Below are 14,200 nucleotides of genomic sequence, written 5' to 3'. Positions count from 1 at the left end.
GTAAGTGAGGCTAACACACTTCCGAACCGCACCGTCTCGTATCGAAAGTGCGTTACGATCATCGGCATGGAGCGCAGGACGGGCCGGCCCCGCAGCCAGGAGAGCCGGGACGCGATCCTGCTCGCGGCCACGCAACTCGTCGTCGAGCAGGGCTACGCGGCGGCCTCCATCGAGAAGATCGCGCAGCGCGCCGGCGTCGGGAAACAGACGATCTACCGCGGCTGGCCGTCCAAGGGCGACGTCCTGATGGAGGCGCTCGCGCGCAAGGCCGACGTCTACATCCCGATGCCCGACGAGGGCAGCTGGGCCGCTGACCTGCGGAAGATGCTCAACGACAGCTACACGCTCGCGCGCGCTCCACAGATCGGGGAGCTGCTGCGCGCGCTGATGGTCGAGGCTCAGCTCGACCCGGTCTTCGGCGAGCGCTTCCGCGAGGAGTTCCTCCAGCGCCGCCGCGCCGCGCTGGCGACGCTGGTCGATCGGGCGCGCGACCGTGGCGACCTGCCGCCGGGCCTCACCGCGGACGTGGTGGCCGACGTCGTCTACGGCGTGCTGTGGTACCGGTTGCTGGCGGTGCCCGGGCCCTTCGACGATCAGCTGGCCGACAGCCTGGTCGCGCTGCTCACCACCGGGAAGTGACGTGCGTTTCCGAGCAGGGAGCAGGGCTTTCGGCCGTACGGGCACATGGGGTTGACCGGGGTCGGAAAGCCGGCGTCAGGACGAGCGCGTGGTCGGCGCCCGGTTCCTGTGCCTTGTCGCTGCGACTCCGGCGAGCTGTTCCCGGCGCTGGGCGGGCACCGCGTCGCCCGGGGCGGGCGGCTTACAGTTGGTGCGCGGGAAAGGGGCCGAGCCGATGGGGCACGAGCACGACCATCACCACGGCGTGAGCGCCGGTGCGGACAGGCGCTGGCTCGTCGCCGCGCTCGCGCTGATCACCACGTTCATGGCCGGTGAGGTCGTCGTCGGCGTCGTCGCCCGGTCGCTGGCCCTGCTCTCCGACGCCGCGCACATGCTGACCGACGCGGCCGCGATCGTCCTCGCCCTGATCGCGATGCGCCTGGCCGCGCGGCCGCCGCAGGGCGGCTACACGTACGGGCTCAAGCGCGCGGAAATCCTCTCCGCCCAGGCCAACGGGTTGTCGTTGCTGCTGCTCGGCGGATGGCTGGGGTATGAGGCGGTCCGCCGCCTGCTCGACCCGCCCGAGGTCGCCGGCGGCCTGGTCGTCGCGACGGCCGCGGCCGGTGTCGTGGTCAACCTCGGCGCCGCGTGGTGCATGTCCCGGGCGAACCGGACCAGCCTCAACGTCGAAGGGGCGTTCCAGCACATCCTCAACGACCTGTTCGCGTTCGTCGCCACGCTGATCGCCGGCGTGGTCATGGTGGTCACCGGCTTCGCCCGCGCCGACGCGATCGCCTCGCTGATCGTGGTGGTGCTCATGGTCGTGGCCGGGGTCCGCCTGGTCCGCGACCCCGGCCGCATCCTGCTCGAAGCCGCCCCGGCCGGCGTCGACGTCGACGCGATCGGGGCGGAGCTGGCCGCCGTCCCCGCGGTGACCGAGATCCACGATCTGCACGTCTGGCAGATCACCTCCGGTCAGACGGCGCTATCCGCGCACGTGATCGTCGCCGACCACGCCGACTGCCACGCCACCCGGGCCGATCTCGAGCATCTGCTGCGGCACCGGCACGACATCGGCCACACGACGTTGCAGGTGGACCACAGCGACGACCTGCCCGGCCATTCCGGCGAGCCGCACTGCGTCGAGGCCCACGGCCCCGCCCACCGCGCCGCCACCTGACCGGGCCGCCCACGCCCGCCGGCTCGCGCGGTCGTCCCAGCCCCCGAGCAACCGGCACTCACGGTTGCTATCGAGCCCCATCACAACCGTGACCACCAGCCCACCCACCGCGGCTGGCACTCACGGCTGCGTTCAGGCTGTTTTCCAACCGTGAGCACCAGCCGAGGTGCTGCGGCCGCGTGCCGGAGGCGGACCACGCCGGGCCTCGCGCAGCACCGGGTCGCAACGCGACGCACGGTTGGCCGGCTGGTGCTCATGGTCGTTATCCGGGCCGAATAACGACCATGAGCACCAGCCGGGACGCCCGGCCGCGCGACGAACCTGTACCGGGCCGGGGATCGCGGCGCTGAGCTGGGGCGTTGGTCAGGCGGTCCAGTCCGGGTCGCGGCCGATGAAGCCGAGCAGGCGGGTCTGCACGTCGGCGTTGTCCTTGACCGGCACGCGAGGACCATACTGCCCGGACGAGCGGATGATCTCCTCCATCGGCTCCATCCCGGCCAGCAGCTGGGCGCAGAACTCCTGGTCGAGACGTTCGTCCTGACCGGTGGCCCGGGCCAGGTCCCAGGTGTGCATGAACACGTCGGACGTGTAGAACTGGTCGATCGCCCGATCCAGCGGCACCTCACCGATGTGCGGATTGGACAGCCGCCGCGCGGCGGTGGCCGGGTCGTCGAGCAGGGCCTGGACCGCGTCGTTGTGCGCCTGCCACGCGGCGACCGGGTCGGCGTCCACCGATGGCCCGGCGGGGAGCCGGACGTCGGAGCCCGAGGCCAGGAACGCCGGGAGCCACTCGACCAGGTGCCGCACCACATCACGCGCGGCCCACCCGGGAACCGGCGCCGGCGCGTCCCACGCCGAGGCGCCCCGGACCCGCTCGGTGAAGCCCCCGCTGATCTGCCGGTGCCGCTCGGCAGGCTGGTCGGACAGTGTCATCCGGAACCCCTCTTTCAACTTTGTAGTTGAAACTCAACGTACAAGCACCGCTGGCCCCTGTCAACCAACCAGTTGAAAGTGCAGCGGGAGCCGGATGACGCCGCGGCCACCGGGGTCGGTAGGTTGTCACCCCGTGGTAGATCCCCTGCACCCTGCCGACCCCGAGTTCATCGGGAGGTACCGTCTGCTCTCCCGGCTCGGAGCGGGCGGCATGGGCGCGGTCTACCTGGGGCAGGACCCGCACGGACGGCTCGTCGCGGTCAAGGTCATCCGCCCGGAGTACGCACATGACCCGCAATACCGCGCCCGGTTCCGCAGCGAGGTGAACCGCGCACGGCAGGTCCCGCCGTTCTGCACGGCCGAGGTGCTCGACGCCGACCCGGATCACGAGACGCCGTACCTGGTGGTCGAGTACGTGGACGGCCCGAGCCTCAGCGAGGTGGTCGCCGAGAACGGGCCGCTGGGCGGGGGCAGCCTGCACGGGGTCGCGGTCGGGGTGGCCTCGGCGCTCGCCGCCATCCACGGCGTCGGGGTGATCCACCGGGACCTCAAGCCGCGCAACGTGCTGTTCGCGCTCGGCATCCCCAAGGTGATCGACTTCGGGATCGCCCGGCCGCTGGAGCCGACCAGCTTCCACACGCGCGCCGAGGAGGTGATCGGCACCCTGGCGTACATGGCCCCGGAACGCCTCGACCCGGAGACCGACCGGCTGATCAGCCCGGCGGTGGACGTGTTCGCGTGGGGCGTCGTGGTGACGTACGCGGGGACGGGCCGCACCCCGTTCGCCGGTGACACCCCGGCGGTGACCGCCGCGCGGATCCTGACGCAGCCGCCGCGGGTCGGGGACCTGCCGCCGTACCTCGCCGAGCTCGTCGGGGCCGCGCTGGAGAAGGACCCGGAGAACCGGCCGACCGCGCCCGAGCTGCTCGACCGTCTCCTGGTCTCCGGCGCGCCGAGCGCTCCCCCGCTGCCACCCGAGCTGCGGCGGGAGGCAGAGGCGGCCCAGCAGTCCGGCCGCTACCCGACCGGTGGGCAGAAACGGACACGCGGGCGCCGTCGCGTGGCGTGGATCGCGGCCGGCGCTCTCGTGGCGTCCGCCGGGGTCGCCGCCGGGCTCGGGTTACGTGATCACCGGGGCGGGGACGAGGTCCGTACCCCCGAATCGGCGAAGCCGAGCCAGGCCGCTGCCGGAACCGACCGGCCCGCCCTGTTCGACCCGTTGCGAACGGATGCCGCGTTCACGCCGGTGACCGAGGCGACCGGCGCGTGCGCGATCAGGAAAGGCCTGGTCGTCACGGCGAAGGCCGATTCGTCGATGGTGTGCGGCGAGTACGCGCACCTGGTGTTCCCGCCGAGCCAGAACATCGGCGTCACCGCGACACTGGGCAACGACACGTCGTGCGCCACGATCTGGTTCCGCGCGACGGCCGACGAGGACGAGCCGAACTACCTCGCGGACGCCTACCGGGTCGTGGTCTGCCCCGACGAGACGCATCTGACCAGCACCGACGCCGCGGCCGACGACCCGATCGCCACGGTGCGGCGGCCCACCACGGCCGGCGTACCCCACCGGATCCTGGTCGTCACCACCGACCGCGGCGCGACCGTCTCGATCGACGGCGCCCCGGTGCTGCAGGGCGAACTGACGGAGAGCAACCTGCTCAGCGGCCGCGTCATGCTCGGCACGGAGACGAAACGGGGCGGCCGCGGGCAGGTCACGTTCACCGACGCGCAGCTGCGCTCCGGGCCGGACCCGAGCGTCCCGCCGGTGCCCGTGTTCACCACCGGTGACGCGCAGCTCACCGCCGGCGTCTGGATGCTCTACGAGGATCACCGGCTGGCCATCGTCGAACAGGCGGAGTACCTGTCCGGAAAGGATTACTGCCGGCGGTACGCCGTCGCGGCCTCGTCCCCGAAATGCGCGAAGACCACCGTGCCGGTCTACAGCGGGCTCCGGGTGACCCTGCCCGTGGCGGACGGCCTGAAGTACCTGGACTATCGCAAGTCACCGTCGACGTGCCTGGACCCGGCCACGCACGCCGGAACGTGCCAGGTCAGCCGCAGCGTCTTCTCACAGATGACCGGCGCGCTCGACCCGTGGGCCGCCCTGCTCACGATCCGCGCCGGCAAGGTCGTCTCGGTCGCCCACCTCGACTACCACTGAGCGCCCCGGGACTCGGCTCTCGCCACACGAAGTGCGACGACGTCAACGGGTCGGGGCGGTCGACGTCACGTCCGTGGCCCTCGTTCCGCGGCCGGCGATCATGGAGAATCCCCGGGTGGCACGGATACCCTTCCCGGCTGAGATCGGGCTGTCGCTCGCGGCCGGCGCCGGCGCGTTCGCGTTCTCGGCGCTGGTCTGCTCGGCCGCCCGCGGTCATCTCCCGGACGTCCCGCTCGGGCTCGCGCTGCTGGCGGCCGTGCTGCTGATCGCGCGCGCCACCGGCATCCTGTACGCGCTGCCGGCGGGGGTCGCCGCGATTCTGGCCTACGACTGGTTCTTCCTGCCTCCGTTGCGGGACATGAACGACGCCGCGTTCACGATCCTCGCCCTGTTCCTGGTCATGGCCGTGATCGTCAGTGCGGTCACGACAGCGGCCGGGCGGCGGGCGGTCGAGGCGGAGCGGGCCCGCGGCGACCTCGCCGACGAGCTGATCAAATCACGGGCCCGGATCGTCGCGGCCGCGGACGAGGCGCGCCGCCGGATCGAGCGGGACCTGCACGACGGCGCCCAGCAGCGTCTGGTCGCGCTCGCGCTGCGCCTGCGCACGTCCGCGATCGATCAGCAGGCGGCTGCCGGCGACCTGCTCGAGGTGATCGACGAGCTGCGCGAGTTGTCCCGTGGCATCCATCCCGCGGTGCTGTCCGATTCCGGCCTGCGGCCCGCCCTGCGAGCGCTCGGCCGCCGCTCCCCTCTTCCGGTGGAGGTGGACGTACGCCTGGACGCACGCCCGCCGGAACAGGTGGAGGTCTGCGCGTACTACGTGGTGTCCGAGATGCTCACCAACGCCGTCAAGCACGCCGACGCCACGACCGTCGCGGTGACCGTCGAGCCCGACGGCGACGCCGTGTCGCTGACCGTCCGTGACGACGGCATCGGCGGCGCCGACCCTGCCCGCGGCACCGGCCTGGTCGGGCTCAAGGACCGGGTCGAGGCGCTCGGCGGCACGTTAGAGGTGCGCAGTCCCGCGGGCGAGGGGACGACTGTCACGTGCCGATTGCCGGGTTCTACCGGCTAGCCGGAATGCGGACCCGGTGCGGGCCTGCCACCCTGGTGAGGTGATCCTGCGCTGCCTGCTCGTCGACGACAACCAGCACTTCCTCGCCGCTGCCCGGGAGCTGCTGGAGCGCGAGGGCCTGGTCGTCGCGGGCACCGCCTCCCGGACGGCCGACGCGACCAGGCTGGCCGCGACGGTGCGCCCGGACGTGGCGCTCGTCGACATCAAGCTCGGCGGCGAGAGCGGCTTCGACCTGGCGCGGCTGCTCACCGCCCCGGTGATCATGATCTCGACGCACGCCGGGGACGATTACGCGGACCTGATCGCGGCCAGCCCGGCGATCGGGTTCCTGGCGAAGACGGAACTGTCCGCTGACGCCGTACGCCGGATGCTATCGATTGTCGAGGAACGTCAGGACGGCTAGGACGCGGCGGTGGTGGTCCTCGGTCTCCGGCAGGTCGAGCTTCGACAGGACGCTGCGCACGTGTTTCTCGACGGTGCCCTCGGCGATGAACAGGCGCCGGGCGATGCCCGCGTTCGACTGTCCCTGCGCCATCTCGGCGAGCACCTCGCGCTCGCGTGAACTGAGCGCCGCGAGCGGGTCGTTGCGCCGGCGCGCCGCGACGAGCTCCTCGACGAGACCGGGATCGATCACCGAGCCACCGCTGGCGATCCGCTCGATCGCGGCCAGGAACTCGGCGACCTCGGTGACCCGGCTCTTCAACAGGTACCCGATCCGGCGGCCGCCGGACAGCAGCTCGGTGGCCTGCTCGACGTCGGCGTGCGCGGAGAGCACCAGAATTCCGGTCTCCGGCAGCTCCTGCCGCAGCTCGCGGGCCGCCTGCAGGCCTTCGGTGGTGTGCGTCGGCGGCATCCGCACGTCGACCACCGCCACGTCCGGTTTCGTCTGCCGGGCCAGCTCCAGCAGCTCGGTGCCGGTGCCGACCTGACCGACAACGATCAGGCCGTTGCGCTCCAGCAGACTGGCGATGCCCTCGCGCAGCAGGACGTCGTCCTCCGCGAGAGCCACTCTCAAGCCGTCCATCCTCATCCCCCGGGTCAACGCTGTTACCGGCTAGCCGGTATTCGAGGAGTCAGGCTGGCCTCGATGTGCGCGCCCGCCATTCTCCAGAGACTGATGGCATGTGCGAACACCAGCCCCCGTGCCCGCCCATCGACCAGCCCGGATGGGAGTCTGCGCAGGTCATCGTCGCTCACGACGACCTCGGGTGGAGCCTGCTCTGCAACGGCGCCGTCGTCATCGGCGCCGCCGTCATCAAGATGCCGATAGTGCTGGCCAAAAGACGCAGGGCGGCCCGCAGCCGCGGCGCGACGGCCGCCCTCCGGCGAGCCGCGGCCTGACCGTGCCGCCGCCGACCGATGAACGAGCCGGAGCGGTCCGGACCGGCCGCCAGGAAGACCGATGACGAGCCGGAGCGGTCCGGACCGGCCAGAAGAGCCGGGCTTTTCCGGACCGGACGTTCCGCCCGCAACGGCACAGCGCTACTACGGGACGGTCGGGTTCAGAATCCTGGGTCAGACGCCCAGGGCGGCGACCTCGCGCTCGGAGTGGTCGGCGATCAGCGGTCCCACGTCGAGGATCAGCGCGATCTCCCCGTTGCCCAGGATCGTCGATCCGCTGATGCATTTGATCCGGCTGAACAGCACCCCGAGCGGCTTGATCACGGTCTGCAACTCGCCCAGCAGGCTGTCCACGACCAGGCCGGTCCGCTGCCCGGACTGCTCCACGATCACGACGCTCTGCCGGCGCGCCTCCGTCCCGGGGATGTGGAACAACTGCCGCAGCCTGATGAACGGCAGGACCTCCCCGCGCAGGTTCATGCACTCGCGGCCGAGCTGCCCGGGCGGCAGTTCGACGCATTCGGTGACCCGGTCCAGCGGCACGATGAACGACGACGGCCCGACCCCGACCAGGAATCCGTCGATGATCGCCAGGGTCAGTGGCAGCCGGATCCGGATGGTGGTCCCGATCCCCCGGGTGGTCTCGACCTCGATGCTGCCGCGCAGCGCGCCGACGTTGCGTTTGACGACGTCCATGCCGACGCCGCGGCCGGAGAGGTTGGAGACGGTCGCGGCGGTCGAGAACCCCGGCTCGAAGATCAGGTTGTAGACCTCGGCATCGGTCAGGACCGCTTCCGGGCTGATCAGTTCCCGCTCGACGGCCTTGGCGAGGATCCGTTCCCGGTCGAGGCCGCGCCCGTCGTCGGTCACCTCGATCACGATGTTCCCGGCGTCGTGATAGGCGTTCAGCTTCAACGTGCCCTGCGGGGACTTGCCGTGGCGACGGCGTTCGGCGGCCGGTTCCACCCCATGATCAAGACTATTGCGTACGAGGTGGAGCAGCGGATCGCTGATCCGCTCGACGAGAGCCTTGTCCATCTCGGTGTCCCCGCCGGTGATCACCAGCGAGACCTCTTTGCCCAGTTCCATGCAGACGTCCCGGACGACGCGCTCGAACCGTCGCAGGGTCGTGCCGATCGGCACCATCCGCAGTGACAGCGCGCTGTGCCGCACCTCGTCGACCAGGCGCATCACCTCGCTCTGCGCCTCGCTGACCACCGCGCCCGCGACGCCGGTGCTGGACTGCGCGATGACCAGCTCGCCGACCAGGTCGATCAGCTTGTCGAGGCGGGCGGCGTCGACCCGGATGGTGCGGGTGTCCTGCGACGAGCGCGACTCGGTGGTGCGCCGCTGCTTGGAGAGCGCGGCGTCGACGATGTCGCGGGGCACGATGCCCTGCTCGACAAGGATCTCGCCGATCGGCACCGGCTGGGCGAGGCCGAGTTTCGCCGTGCGTTCCTGCTGGACGCGCAGCGCCTCGGCCATCTCCTGCTCGGTGACGGCGCCGCTGGTGATCAGCACGTCGCCGATGCGGTCGTTCTCGGGCATGGCCCGGATGGCTCTGACGTACGCGTCGAGGCTGCTCTCCGCCGGTGTGATGCGGATGTCGCTGTCCTCGCGCACGAAGTCGAAGACCGCCTCGATCTCGCTCTTGGGCGCGGCGGTCGTCAGGTCCACGGCGAAGGCGAGGTAACACGTCTCCGGGTCCATGGCGGCGGCCTCGGGCAGCCGATCGGTTTCGGTCACCACGTGCGTGATCTCGCCGAGCGACGACAGGTAGCGCAGGAACGACAGCGGGTCCATCCCGTTGCGCAGGCAGTCCGGCCCGAACCGCAGGTCGAGGTGCCAGGCGGTCTCGGTGACCGGCGGGGCCTCGGCCGGCACCGCGATCGGCGCCGCGCTCTCCGACAGGTAGGGCTCCAGTCCGCTGAGCAGGCGAGCGCCCTCGGCCTCCTGGGAGCTGTCCGGCGCGAGCCGCCCCTCGGGGATCCCCTCGACCATCGACGAGATGTGGTCGACGCACGGCAGCAGCGCGCTGACCAGGCCGGGCGTGACCGGGAGGGTCCCCTCGCGCACCGACCCGAGCACGGTCTCCACGACGTGCGTGAACGACACCAGGTGCCGCAGCCCGAACAGCCCGGACGAGCCCTTGATGGTGTGCGCCGCGCGGAAGATCGCGTTGACCGCGTCCCCGCCGGGCGGCTGCCCCTCCATCTCCAGCAGCCCCTCCTCGAGCTGCTGCACCAGGTCGCGCGCCTCGGTCACGAACATGTCGAGCGCTTCGCGCATGCTGTCGTCGAGCGACATCTACAGCTCCAGGCGGGTCAGAGCGAGAACTTCGGCGACGGCCGGGCTGGGCTCGCTGAACTCGACCGGCAGGCCCAGCCGGGCACCCTCGTCGCGCGCCAGGAGCAGCACCTGCAACCCGGCAGTGTCAAGATCAGAAACACCCGACAGGTCCAGCCGTACGCCGTGGGAGTCGCCCAGCGCGGCCAGCAGCCGCTCGCGGTGCTCGGCCGCGGTGACGATCGTCAGCTCGTCGTCGAAGGCGAACCGCCGCAGCGGCGCATCGGTCACGGCGCCACCAGTTTCGCGACGGCGCTGAGCATCTGCTCGGGCTGGAACGGCTTGGTGACCCACGCCTTCGCGCCGGCCGCCTGCGCCTGTTTCTTCTTCTCGTCCTGCGACTCGGTGGTGAGCATGATGATCGGCACGAACTTGTAGGCGGGCAGCTTCTTCGCCTCGGCCACGAACGTGATCCCGTCCATGTTCGGCATGTTCACGTCCGAGATGATCAGGTGGATGCGCTGGCCGGTCATCTTGCCGAGCGCGTCCTTGCCGTCGTTGGCGGTGATCACCTCGTAGCCGGCGCCTTTCAGGGCGATGCTGACAACCTGCCGCACCGACGCGGAGTCGTCCACGATGAGAATCGTCTTGGCCATGGTCGTACTCCTCAGAAGAACGTGATCTCGGATTCGTTCACCTTGGCGGCCGAGCCGGACTGGTGCGCGTCGTGCTCCTCGGCCATCGTGTAGCGGGCGGCGAGCTCGTCGAGCAGCACCTGCGCGTCCAGCGGCGCGGCGCCCGCGGCGGCGGCCGCCGCGACGTCCGGGAACCGGCCGATGTTGTCCCGCAGGTGTTCCAGCATCTGGTTGACCCGGTCCTGGAACTGCAGGTTGACCAGTGAGTCGCTGATCTCGCCGCGGATGCCGACGGCCGCCTGTTCCAGGCCCTGCGAGGACTGGCGCATCGTCGCGAGCATGCTCATCAGGTCGTCGAGCACGGCCTGCACCTCGCCGTGCGCGTGGGCGACAGCGGTGCCCTCGGTCTCGGCGCCGGCCTCCTGCGTGGCCAGGACCCCGGCGATCGCCTGGGCCACCTTGTCGACCTTCTCGACCATGCGCACGCTGGTGTTCTGCGACCGGTCGGCGAGCTGGCGGACCTCCGAGGCGACCACGCCGAACGCGGCGCCGGCCTCACCGATCCGTTGCGCCTCGATCGCGGCGTTGAGCGCCAGCAGGTTGGTCTGCGACGCGATCCGGGTGACCTCGCCGGACATCTCGCGCAGCTCCTCGTTGAGGCTGAGCAGGGAGTGCAGCTCGGCGAGGGCCTCCCGCTTGCCGGTCAGCGCACTGTCCAGCGTGCCGACCACCTCGCCGAGGCGCTCCCGGCTGCGATCGAAGACACCGCCCGGCCCCTCGCCGAGCACCCCGGTCGACGACAGGACCGTGTCCAGGTTCTCGACGATGCCGGCGAAGGTCTCGGTGAGCTGTCCGACCGCCGTTTCCATCTGGGTACGCGATGAATCGATCTGTGCCGACCAGACCGGGGTGACCGCGCCGGCGAAGCGGGCCAGGTCCTGCGACTGGACCTCCGGTGGCGGGACGGCGGCGGTGCCCGGCCGTGCGGTGTCACGCCGGCCGCGCAGCAGGTAACCGGCTCCGGCGCCGACGGCCAGCGCGACCGCCGCGATGAGGACCTCAGCCATGGTGGTGGATCACCTCCGCGATCGAGGAGAGGGGCGCCTCACGGTCCACGGCGCCGAGCGCGACGGCCTCCCGGGGCATGCCGTGCACCACGCAGGTGGCCTCGTCCTGCGCGACCGTGTAGGCGCCTGCCTTGTGCATCTCGAGCAGTCCACGGGCGCCGTCGTCGCCCATCCCGGTCATGATCACGCCGAGCGCGTCCGGGCCGGCGACCTTCGCGACCGAGCGGAACAGCACGTCGACCGACGGACGATGCCGGTTGACGGGCTGGCCGTCGAAGACCCGTACGCGATAACGGGTGTCCATCCGCTGCACCTCCAGATGCTTGCCACCGGGGGCGACGAGGACCTGACCGGGTACGACCTGGTCGCCGTCGCGGGCTTCCTTGACGTGCACCCGGCACATGGTGTCGAGCCGGGCGGCGAACGCGGCGGTGAACTTCTCCGGCATGTGCTGCACGACGACCACGCCGGGGACCCCGGGTTGCAGCGCGGTCAGCACCACTTCCAGGGCCTGGGTGCCGCCCGTGGACGTGCCGATCGCGACCAGGTTGACCATCGGCTTCGGCCTCGGCGACGCGACCACGGCCGGCCGGGCAGGCGCCGCCGTCGCGATCGGGGTGGTGCGGCGCGGGCGTCGTCCGGCGGCGGCCGCGGCCCGGACCGCCGCGACGATGTCGCCGCTGTCGGTCTCCATGAACTTCTTGAGCCCGCTCTGCGGCTTCTCGATCACGGCGACCGCGCCCGCGGCGAGCGCTTCCACCGACTTCTCCGCACCGCGCTGGGTCAGCGTCGAGCAGATGACGACCGGCGTCGGCCGTACCTCCATGATCTTGCGAAGGAAGGTGAGGCCGTCCATCCGGGGCATCTCCAGGTCGAGGACGACCACGTCCGGCCAGGACTTGTTCATGTGGTCCATGGCGAAGATCGGGTCGGCGACCGCGCCTGCCACGTCGATGCCCGGGTTCTCCCGCAAGCGCGCCGACAGCACCTGCCGCACGACCGCGGAGTCGTCCACGATCAGCACGCGGATCAGCCCCGTCACGCCGTCGCCGCCGCGGCTCGCAGCCACACGGTCCCGGTGGCGAGGTCGAAGATCAGGCGGCGGGCTCCGGTGCCGCCCAACTCCCGTACGGAAATCGTGAAGTTCTCTTCCTCCATCAGGGTGATCCCGGCCGCGATGTTCTGCTGGGCCACGTCGAGCGCGGCCGGCACGCTCAGGTGCGGGAACTGACGGCCACCACCGAACATCTTCACCTCGTACTGCGGAGGGCTCGTTCTTGATCTGCGCACGTCCCGGACGAAGCGGCGGACCGCGCCGTCGGCGTAGCGCGCGTTCAGCGGCTCGTCGCCGGGGCACGGGCCGGGCAGCAGGTAGTGGCACATGCCGCCGATCCGCAGGCCGGCGTGCCACAGGGTGATCGAGACGCAGGAGCCCAGCACCGTGTGGATGCGGGTGTCCGCGCCACCGAAGTGGTAGTCGCCGGGGTTCAGGTGGACGTCAGCCACGGCCCGCGCCGTCCAGCGTGTAGATCGACGGCTGCACCATGCGCAGGCGCGACGGGATGGCGTTGAGCGATTCAGAGCTTCCCACGATGAGATGACCGCCCTCGTGCAGCATTCCCTGCAGTCGCCCGATCAATGAGCGCTTGGTGTCGGCGTCGAAGTAGATCATCACGTTGCGCAGCATGATCACGTCGAAGTGGCCGAGATGGCTCAGATCCTCGTGCAGGTTCTGGCAGTGGAAGTGGACCTTGGCGCGCAGCTCGCGGCTGATCGTCATCAAGCCCTCGTACTCCTCGCGGCCCTTGAGGCAGAAACGGCGCAGCAGGTGGCGCGGGATCTTCTCGGCGGCCGCGATCGGATAGAGGGCGGTGCGCGCGCCCTCGACGACCCGGGTCGAGATGTCCGTCCCGACGATCTCCCAGGACCCCGGCGGCAGCGTGTCGGCCAGCACCATCGCCGCCGTGTACGCCTCCTCCCCGGTCGAGCTGGCCGCGCTCCACAGCCGGAACGTCCGCCCGCCGCGCCGCGCCGGCAGCACCACCTGGCGCAGGAAGTCGAAGTGCTGCTCCTCGCGGAAGAAGAACGTCTCGTTCGTGGTCAGCAGGTCGATCATCTGCCGCAGCTCGGCCTCCCCCGCGCGGTCCTGCAGCAGCCGTACGTACTCGGCGTACCCGCCGAGCCCCAGCGCCCGGATCCGCTTGTCCAGCCGGCTCGTGACCAGCGCCTCCTTGCCCGCCGCGAGCCGGATGCCGGCGTGCTTGTGCAGGACGCCGGTGATGTACTGGAAGTCCGCCCGGCTGATCGACGGCCTCGTCATCATCGAGCCGGCCTCCGGGGCGATCACGGCTCGACCGGTTGCTGGGCCATCTCGCTGAGCCGGACCATGTCGCTGATCGACAGCACGTGGGCGATGTCCAGCAGGATCAGGAAGTCGGTGTCCCGCCGCGCCATCCCGCTGATGTAGTCGGCGCGGATCCCGGCGCCGAACGCGGGCGGCGGCTCGATGTCGTCCGGCTGCAGCGTCACCACCTTCGACGCCGAGTCGACGAGGATCCCGATGTCCTGCCCGTCCGCGATGCTCTTGTCGTCGGAGTCCAGCCCCGCCATCTCGGCCAGCCCCGGGTCGTCGACGTGCACGATGATGATGCTGGTCCGGCGCTGGATCTCGGTGCGCCCGCGGCCGAACCGGATGGCGAGGTCGATCACGGGCACGGCCCGCCCGCGCAGGTTGATCACGCCCCGGATGAAGTCGGGCATCATCGGCACCACGGTCAGCGCGCGGTACTCCAGGATCTCCGTCACGTGGAAGATGTCGAGCGCGTACGCCTCGCCGTTGAGCGTGAACGTCAGATAGCGCCCCGCGTCGGTGACCGTGTTCACCTGCAACATTCAATCGGA

At 70.8% G+C, this 14,200-nt stretch carries 16 protein-coding genes; 6 read left to right on the top strand and 10 right to left on the bottom strand.

The genetic code is table 11. From position 1 onward, the window contains the following. Positions 1 to 66 precede the first annotated feature (66 nt). Entirely contained in the window at positions 67 to 639 is a 573-nt protein-coding gene (locus tag Acy02nite_RS38430) for a TetR/AcrR family transcriptional regulator (protein ID WP_203752864.1), read from the top strand. Between the two features lie 214 nt (positions 640 to 853). Further along, positions 854 to 1,798: a cation diffusion facilitator family transporter gene (locus tag Acy02nite_RS38425; protein ID WP_203752862.1), complete on the top strand. Its 945-nt coding sequence runs from the start codon at positions 854 to 856 to the stop codon at positions 1,796 to 1,798. A gap of 363 nt (positions 1,799 to 2,161) precedes the next feature. Here the strand turns inward: Acy02nite_RS38425 and Acy02nite_RS38420 are convergent, their stop codons facing one another. Further along, complete coding sequence (locus Acy02nite_RS38420) at positions 2,162 to 2,731, bottom strand: TIGR03086 family metal-binding protein (protein WP_203752859.1); 570 nt, start codon at positions 2,729 to 2,731, stop codon at positions 2,162 to 2,164. A 133-nt stretch (positions 2,732 to 2,864) separates the two neighbouring features. Between Acy02nite_RS38420 and Acy02nite_RS38415 the strand changes: the two genes are divergently transcribed. From Acy02nite_RS38415 to Acy02nite_RS38405, 3 genes are all read left to right on the top strand, one after another. Beyond that, complete coding sequence (locus Acy02nite_RS38415) at positions 2,865 to 4,895, top strand: serine/threonine protein kinase (protein ID WP_239175589.1); 2,031 nt, start codon at positions 2,865 to 2,867, stop codon at positions 4,893 to 4,895. A gap of 115 nt (positions 4,896 to 5,010) precedes the next feature. Beyond that, entirely contained in the window at positions 5,011 to 5,970 is a 960-nt protein-coding gene (locus Acy02nite_RS38410; protein WP_239175587.1) for an ATP-binding protein, read from the top strand. Positions 5,971 to 6,010: 40 nt separating this feature from the next. Further along, positions 6,011 to 6,373, top strand: a complete 363-nt coding sequence (locus Acy02nite_RS38405; RefSeq protein ID WP_203752853.1) for a response regulator — start codon at positions 6,011 to 6,013, stop codon at positions 6,371 to 6,373. Here the strand turns inward: Acy02nite_RS38405 and Acy02nite_RS38400 are convergent. Next, the gene (locus tag Acy02nite_RS38400; RefSeq protein ID WP_203752850.1) at positions 6,341 to 6,985 is read right to left on the bottom strand and encodes a response regulator; all 645 of its coding nucleotides are present in this window, start codon (positions 6,983 to 6,985) and stop codon (positions 6,341 to 6,343) included. The two genes, Acy02nite_RS38405 and Acy02nite_RS38400, sit on opposite strands and share 33 nt — an antisense overlap. Before the next feature lie 107 nt (positions 6,986 to 7,092). Here Acy02nite_RS38400 and Acy02nite_RS38395 point away from each other — a divergent pair, with 107 nt between their 5' ends. After that, complete coding sequence (locus Acy02nite_RS38395; protein ID WP_203752847.1) at positions 7,093 to 7,311, top strand: DUF5999 family protein; 219 nt, start codon at positions 7,093 to 7,095, stop codon at positions 7,309 to 7,311. A 174-nt stretch (positions 7,312 to 7,485) separates the two neighbouring features. Here the strand turns inward: Acy02nite_RS38395 and Acy02nite_RS38390 are convergent, their stop codons facing one another. From Acy02nite_RS38390 to Acy02nite_RS38355, 8 genes are read right to left on the bottom strand one after another with little or no spacing between them, the layout of a single operon-like run. After that, positions 7,486 to 9,618 (bottom strand): chemotaxis protein CheA, encoded by a 2,133-nt coding sequence (locus Acy02nite_RS38390; protein ID WP_239175585.1) that lies wholly within the window; start codon positions 9,616 to 9,618, stop codon positions 7,486 to 7,488. Beyond that, positions 9,619 to 9,888: an STAS domain-containing protein gene (locus Acy02nite_RS38385; protein ID WP_203752844.1), complete on the bottom strand. Its 270-nt coding sequence runs from the start codon at positions 9,886 to 9,888 to the stop codon at positions 9,619 to 9,621. Then, positions 9,885 to 10,253: a response regulator gene (locus tag Acy02nite_RS38380; RefSeq protein WP_203752841.1), complete on the bottom strand. Its 369-nt coding sequence runs from the start codon at positions 10,251 to 10,253 to the stop codon at positions 9,885 to 9,887. The genes Acy02nite_RS38385 and Acy02nite_RS38380 overlap by 4 nt, the downstream gene beginning before the upstream one ends. Positions 10,254 to 10,264: 11 nt before the next feature. Then, on the bottom strand, positions 10,265 to 11,299 hold the full coding sequence (locus Acy02nite_RS38375) for a methyl-accepting chemotaxis protein (RefSeq protein WP_203752838.1): 1,035 nt from the start codon (positions 11,297 to 11,299) through the stop codon (positions 10,265 to 10,267). Next, the gene (locus tag Acy02nite_RS38370) at positions 11,292 to 12,341 is read right to left on the bottom strand and encodes a protein-glutamate methylesterase/protein-glutamine glutaminase (protein WP_203752835.1); all 1,050 of its coding nucleotides are present in this window, start codon (positions 12,339 to 12,341) and stop codon (positions 11,292 to 11,294) included. The genes Acy02nite_RS38375 and Acy02nite_RS38370 overlap by 8 nt, the downstream gene beginning before the upstream one ends. Next, positions 12,338 to 12,805, bottom strand: a complete 468-nt coding sequence (locus Acy02nite_RS38365; RefSeq protein ID WP_203752833.1) for a hypothetical protein — start codon at positions 12,803 to 12,805, stop codon at positions 12,338 to 12,340. Before Acy02nite_RS38365 ends, Acy02nite_RS38370 begins: the two co-directional genes overlap by 4 nt. Further along, positions 12,798 to 13,646 (bottom strand): CheR family methyltransferase, encoded by an 849-nt coding sequence (locus Acy02nite_RS38360; protein WP_239175583.1) that lies wholly within the window; start codon positions 13,644 to 13,646, stop codon positions 12,798 to 12,800. The genes Acy02nite_RS38365 and Acy02nite_RS38360 overlap by 8 nt, the downstream gene beginning before the upstream one ends. Then, on the bottom strand, positions 13,643 to 14,182 hold the full coding sequence (locus Acy02nite_RS38355; RefSeq protein ID WP_239175581.1) for a chemotaxis protein CheW: 540 nt from the start codon (positions 14,180 to 14,182) through the stop codon (positions 13,643 to 13,645). The genes Acy02nite_RS38360 and Acy02nite_RS38355 overlap by 4 nt, the downstream gene beginning before the upstream one ends. Positions 14,183 to 14,200: the final 18 nt, after the last annotated feature.

Source organism: Actinoplanes cyaneus, assembly GCF_016862095.1.
Lineage (GTDB): Bacteria > Actinomycetota > Actinomycetes > Mycobacteriales > Micromonosporaceae > Actinoplanes > Actinoplanes cyaneus.
This window is presented reverse-complemented; position numbering and strand designations above follow the sequence as displayed.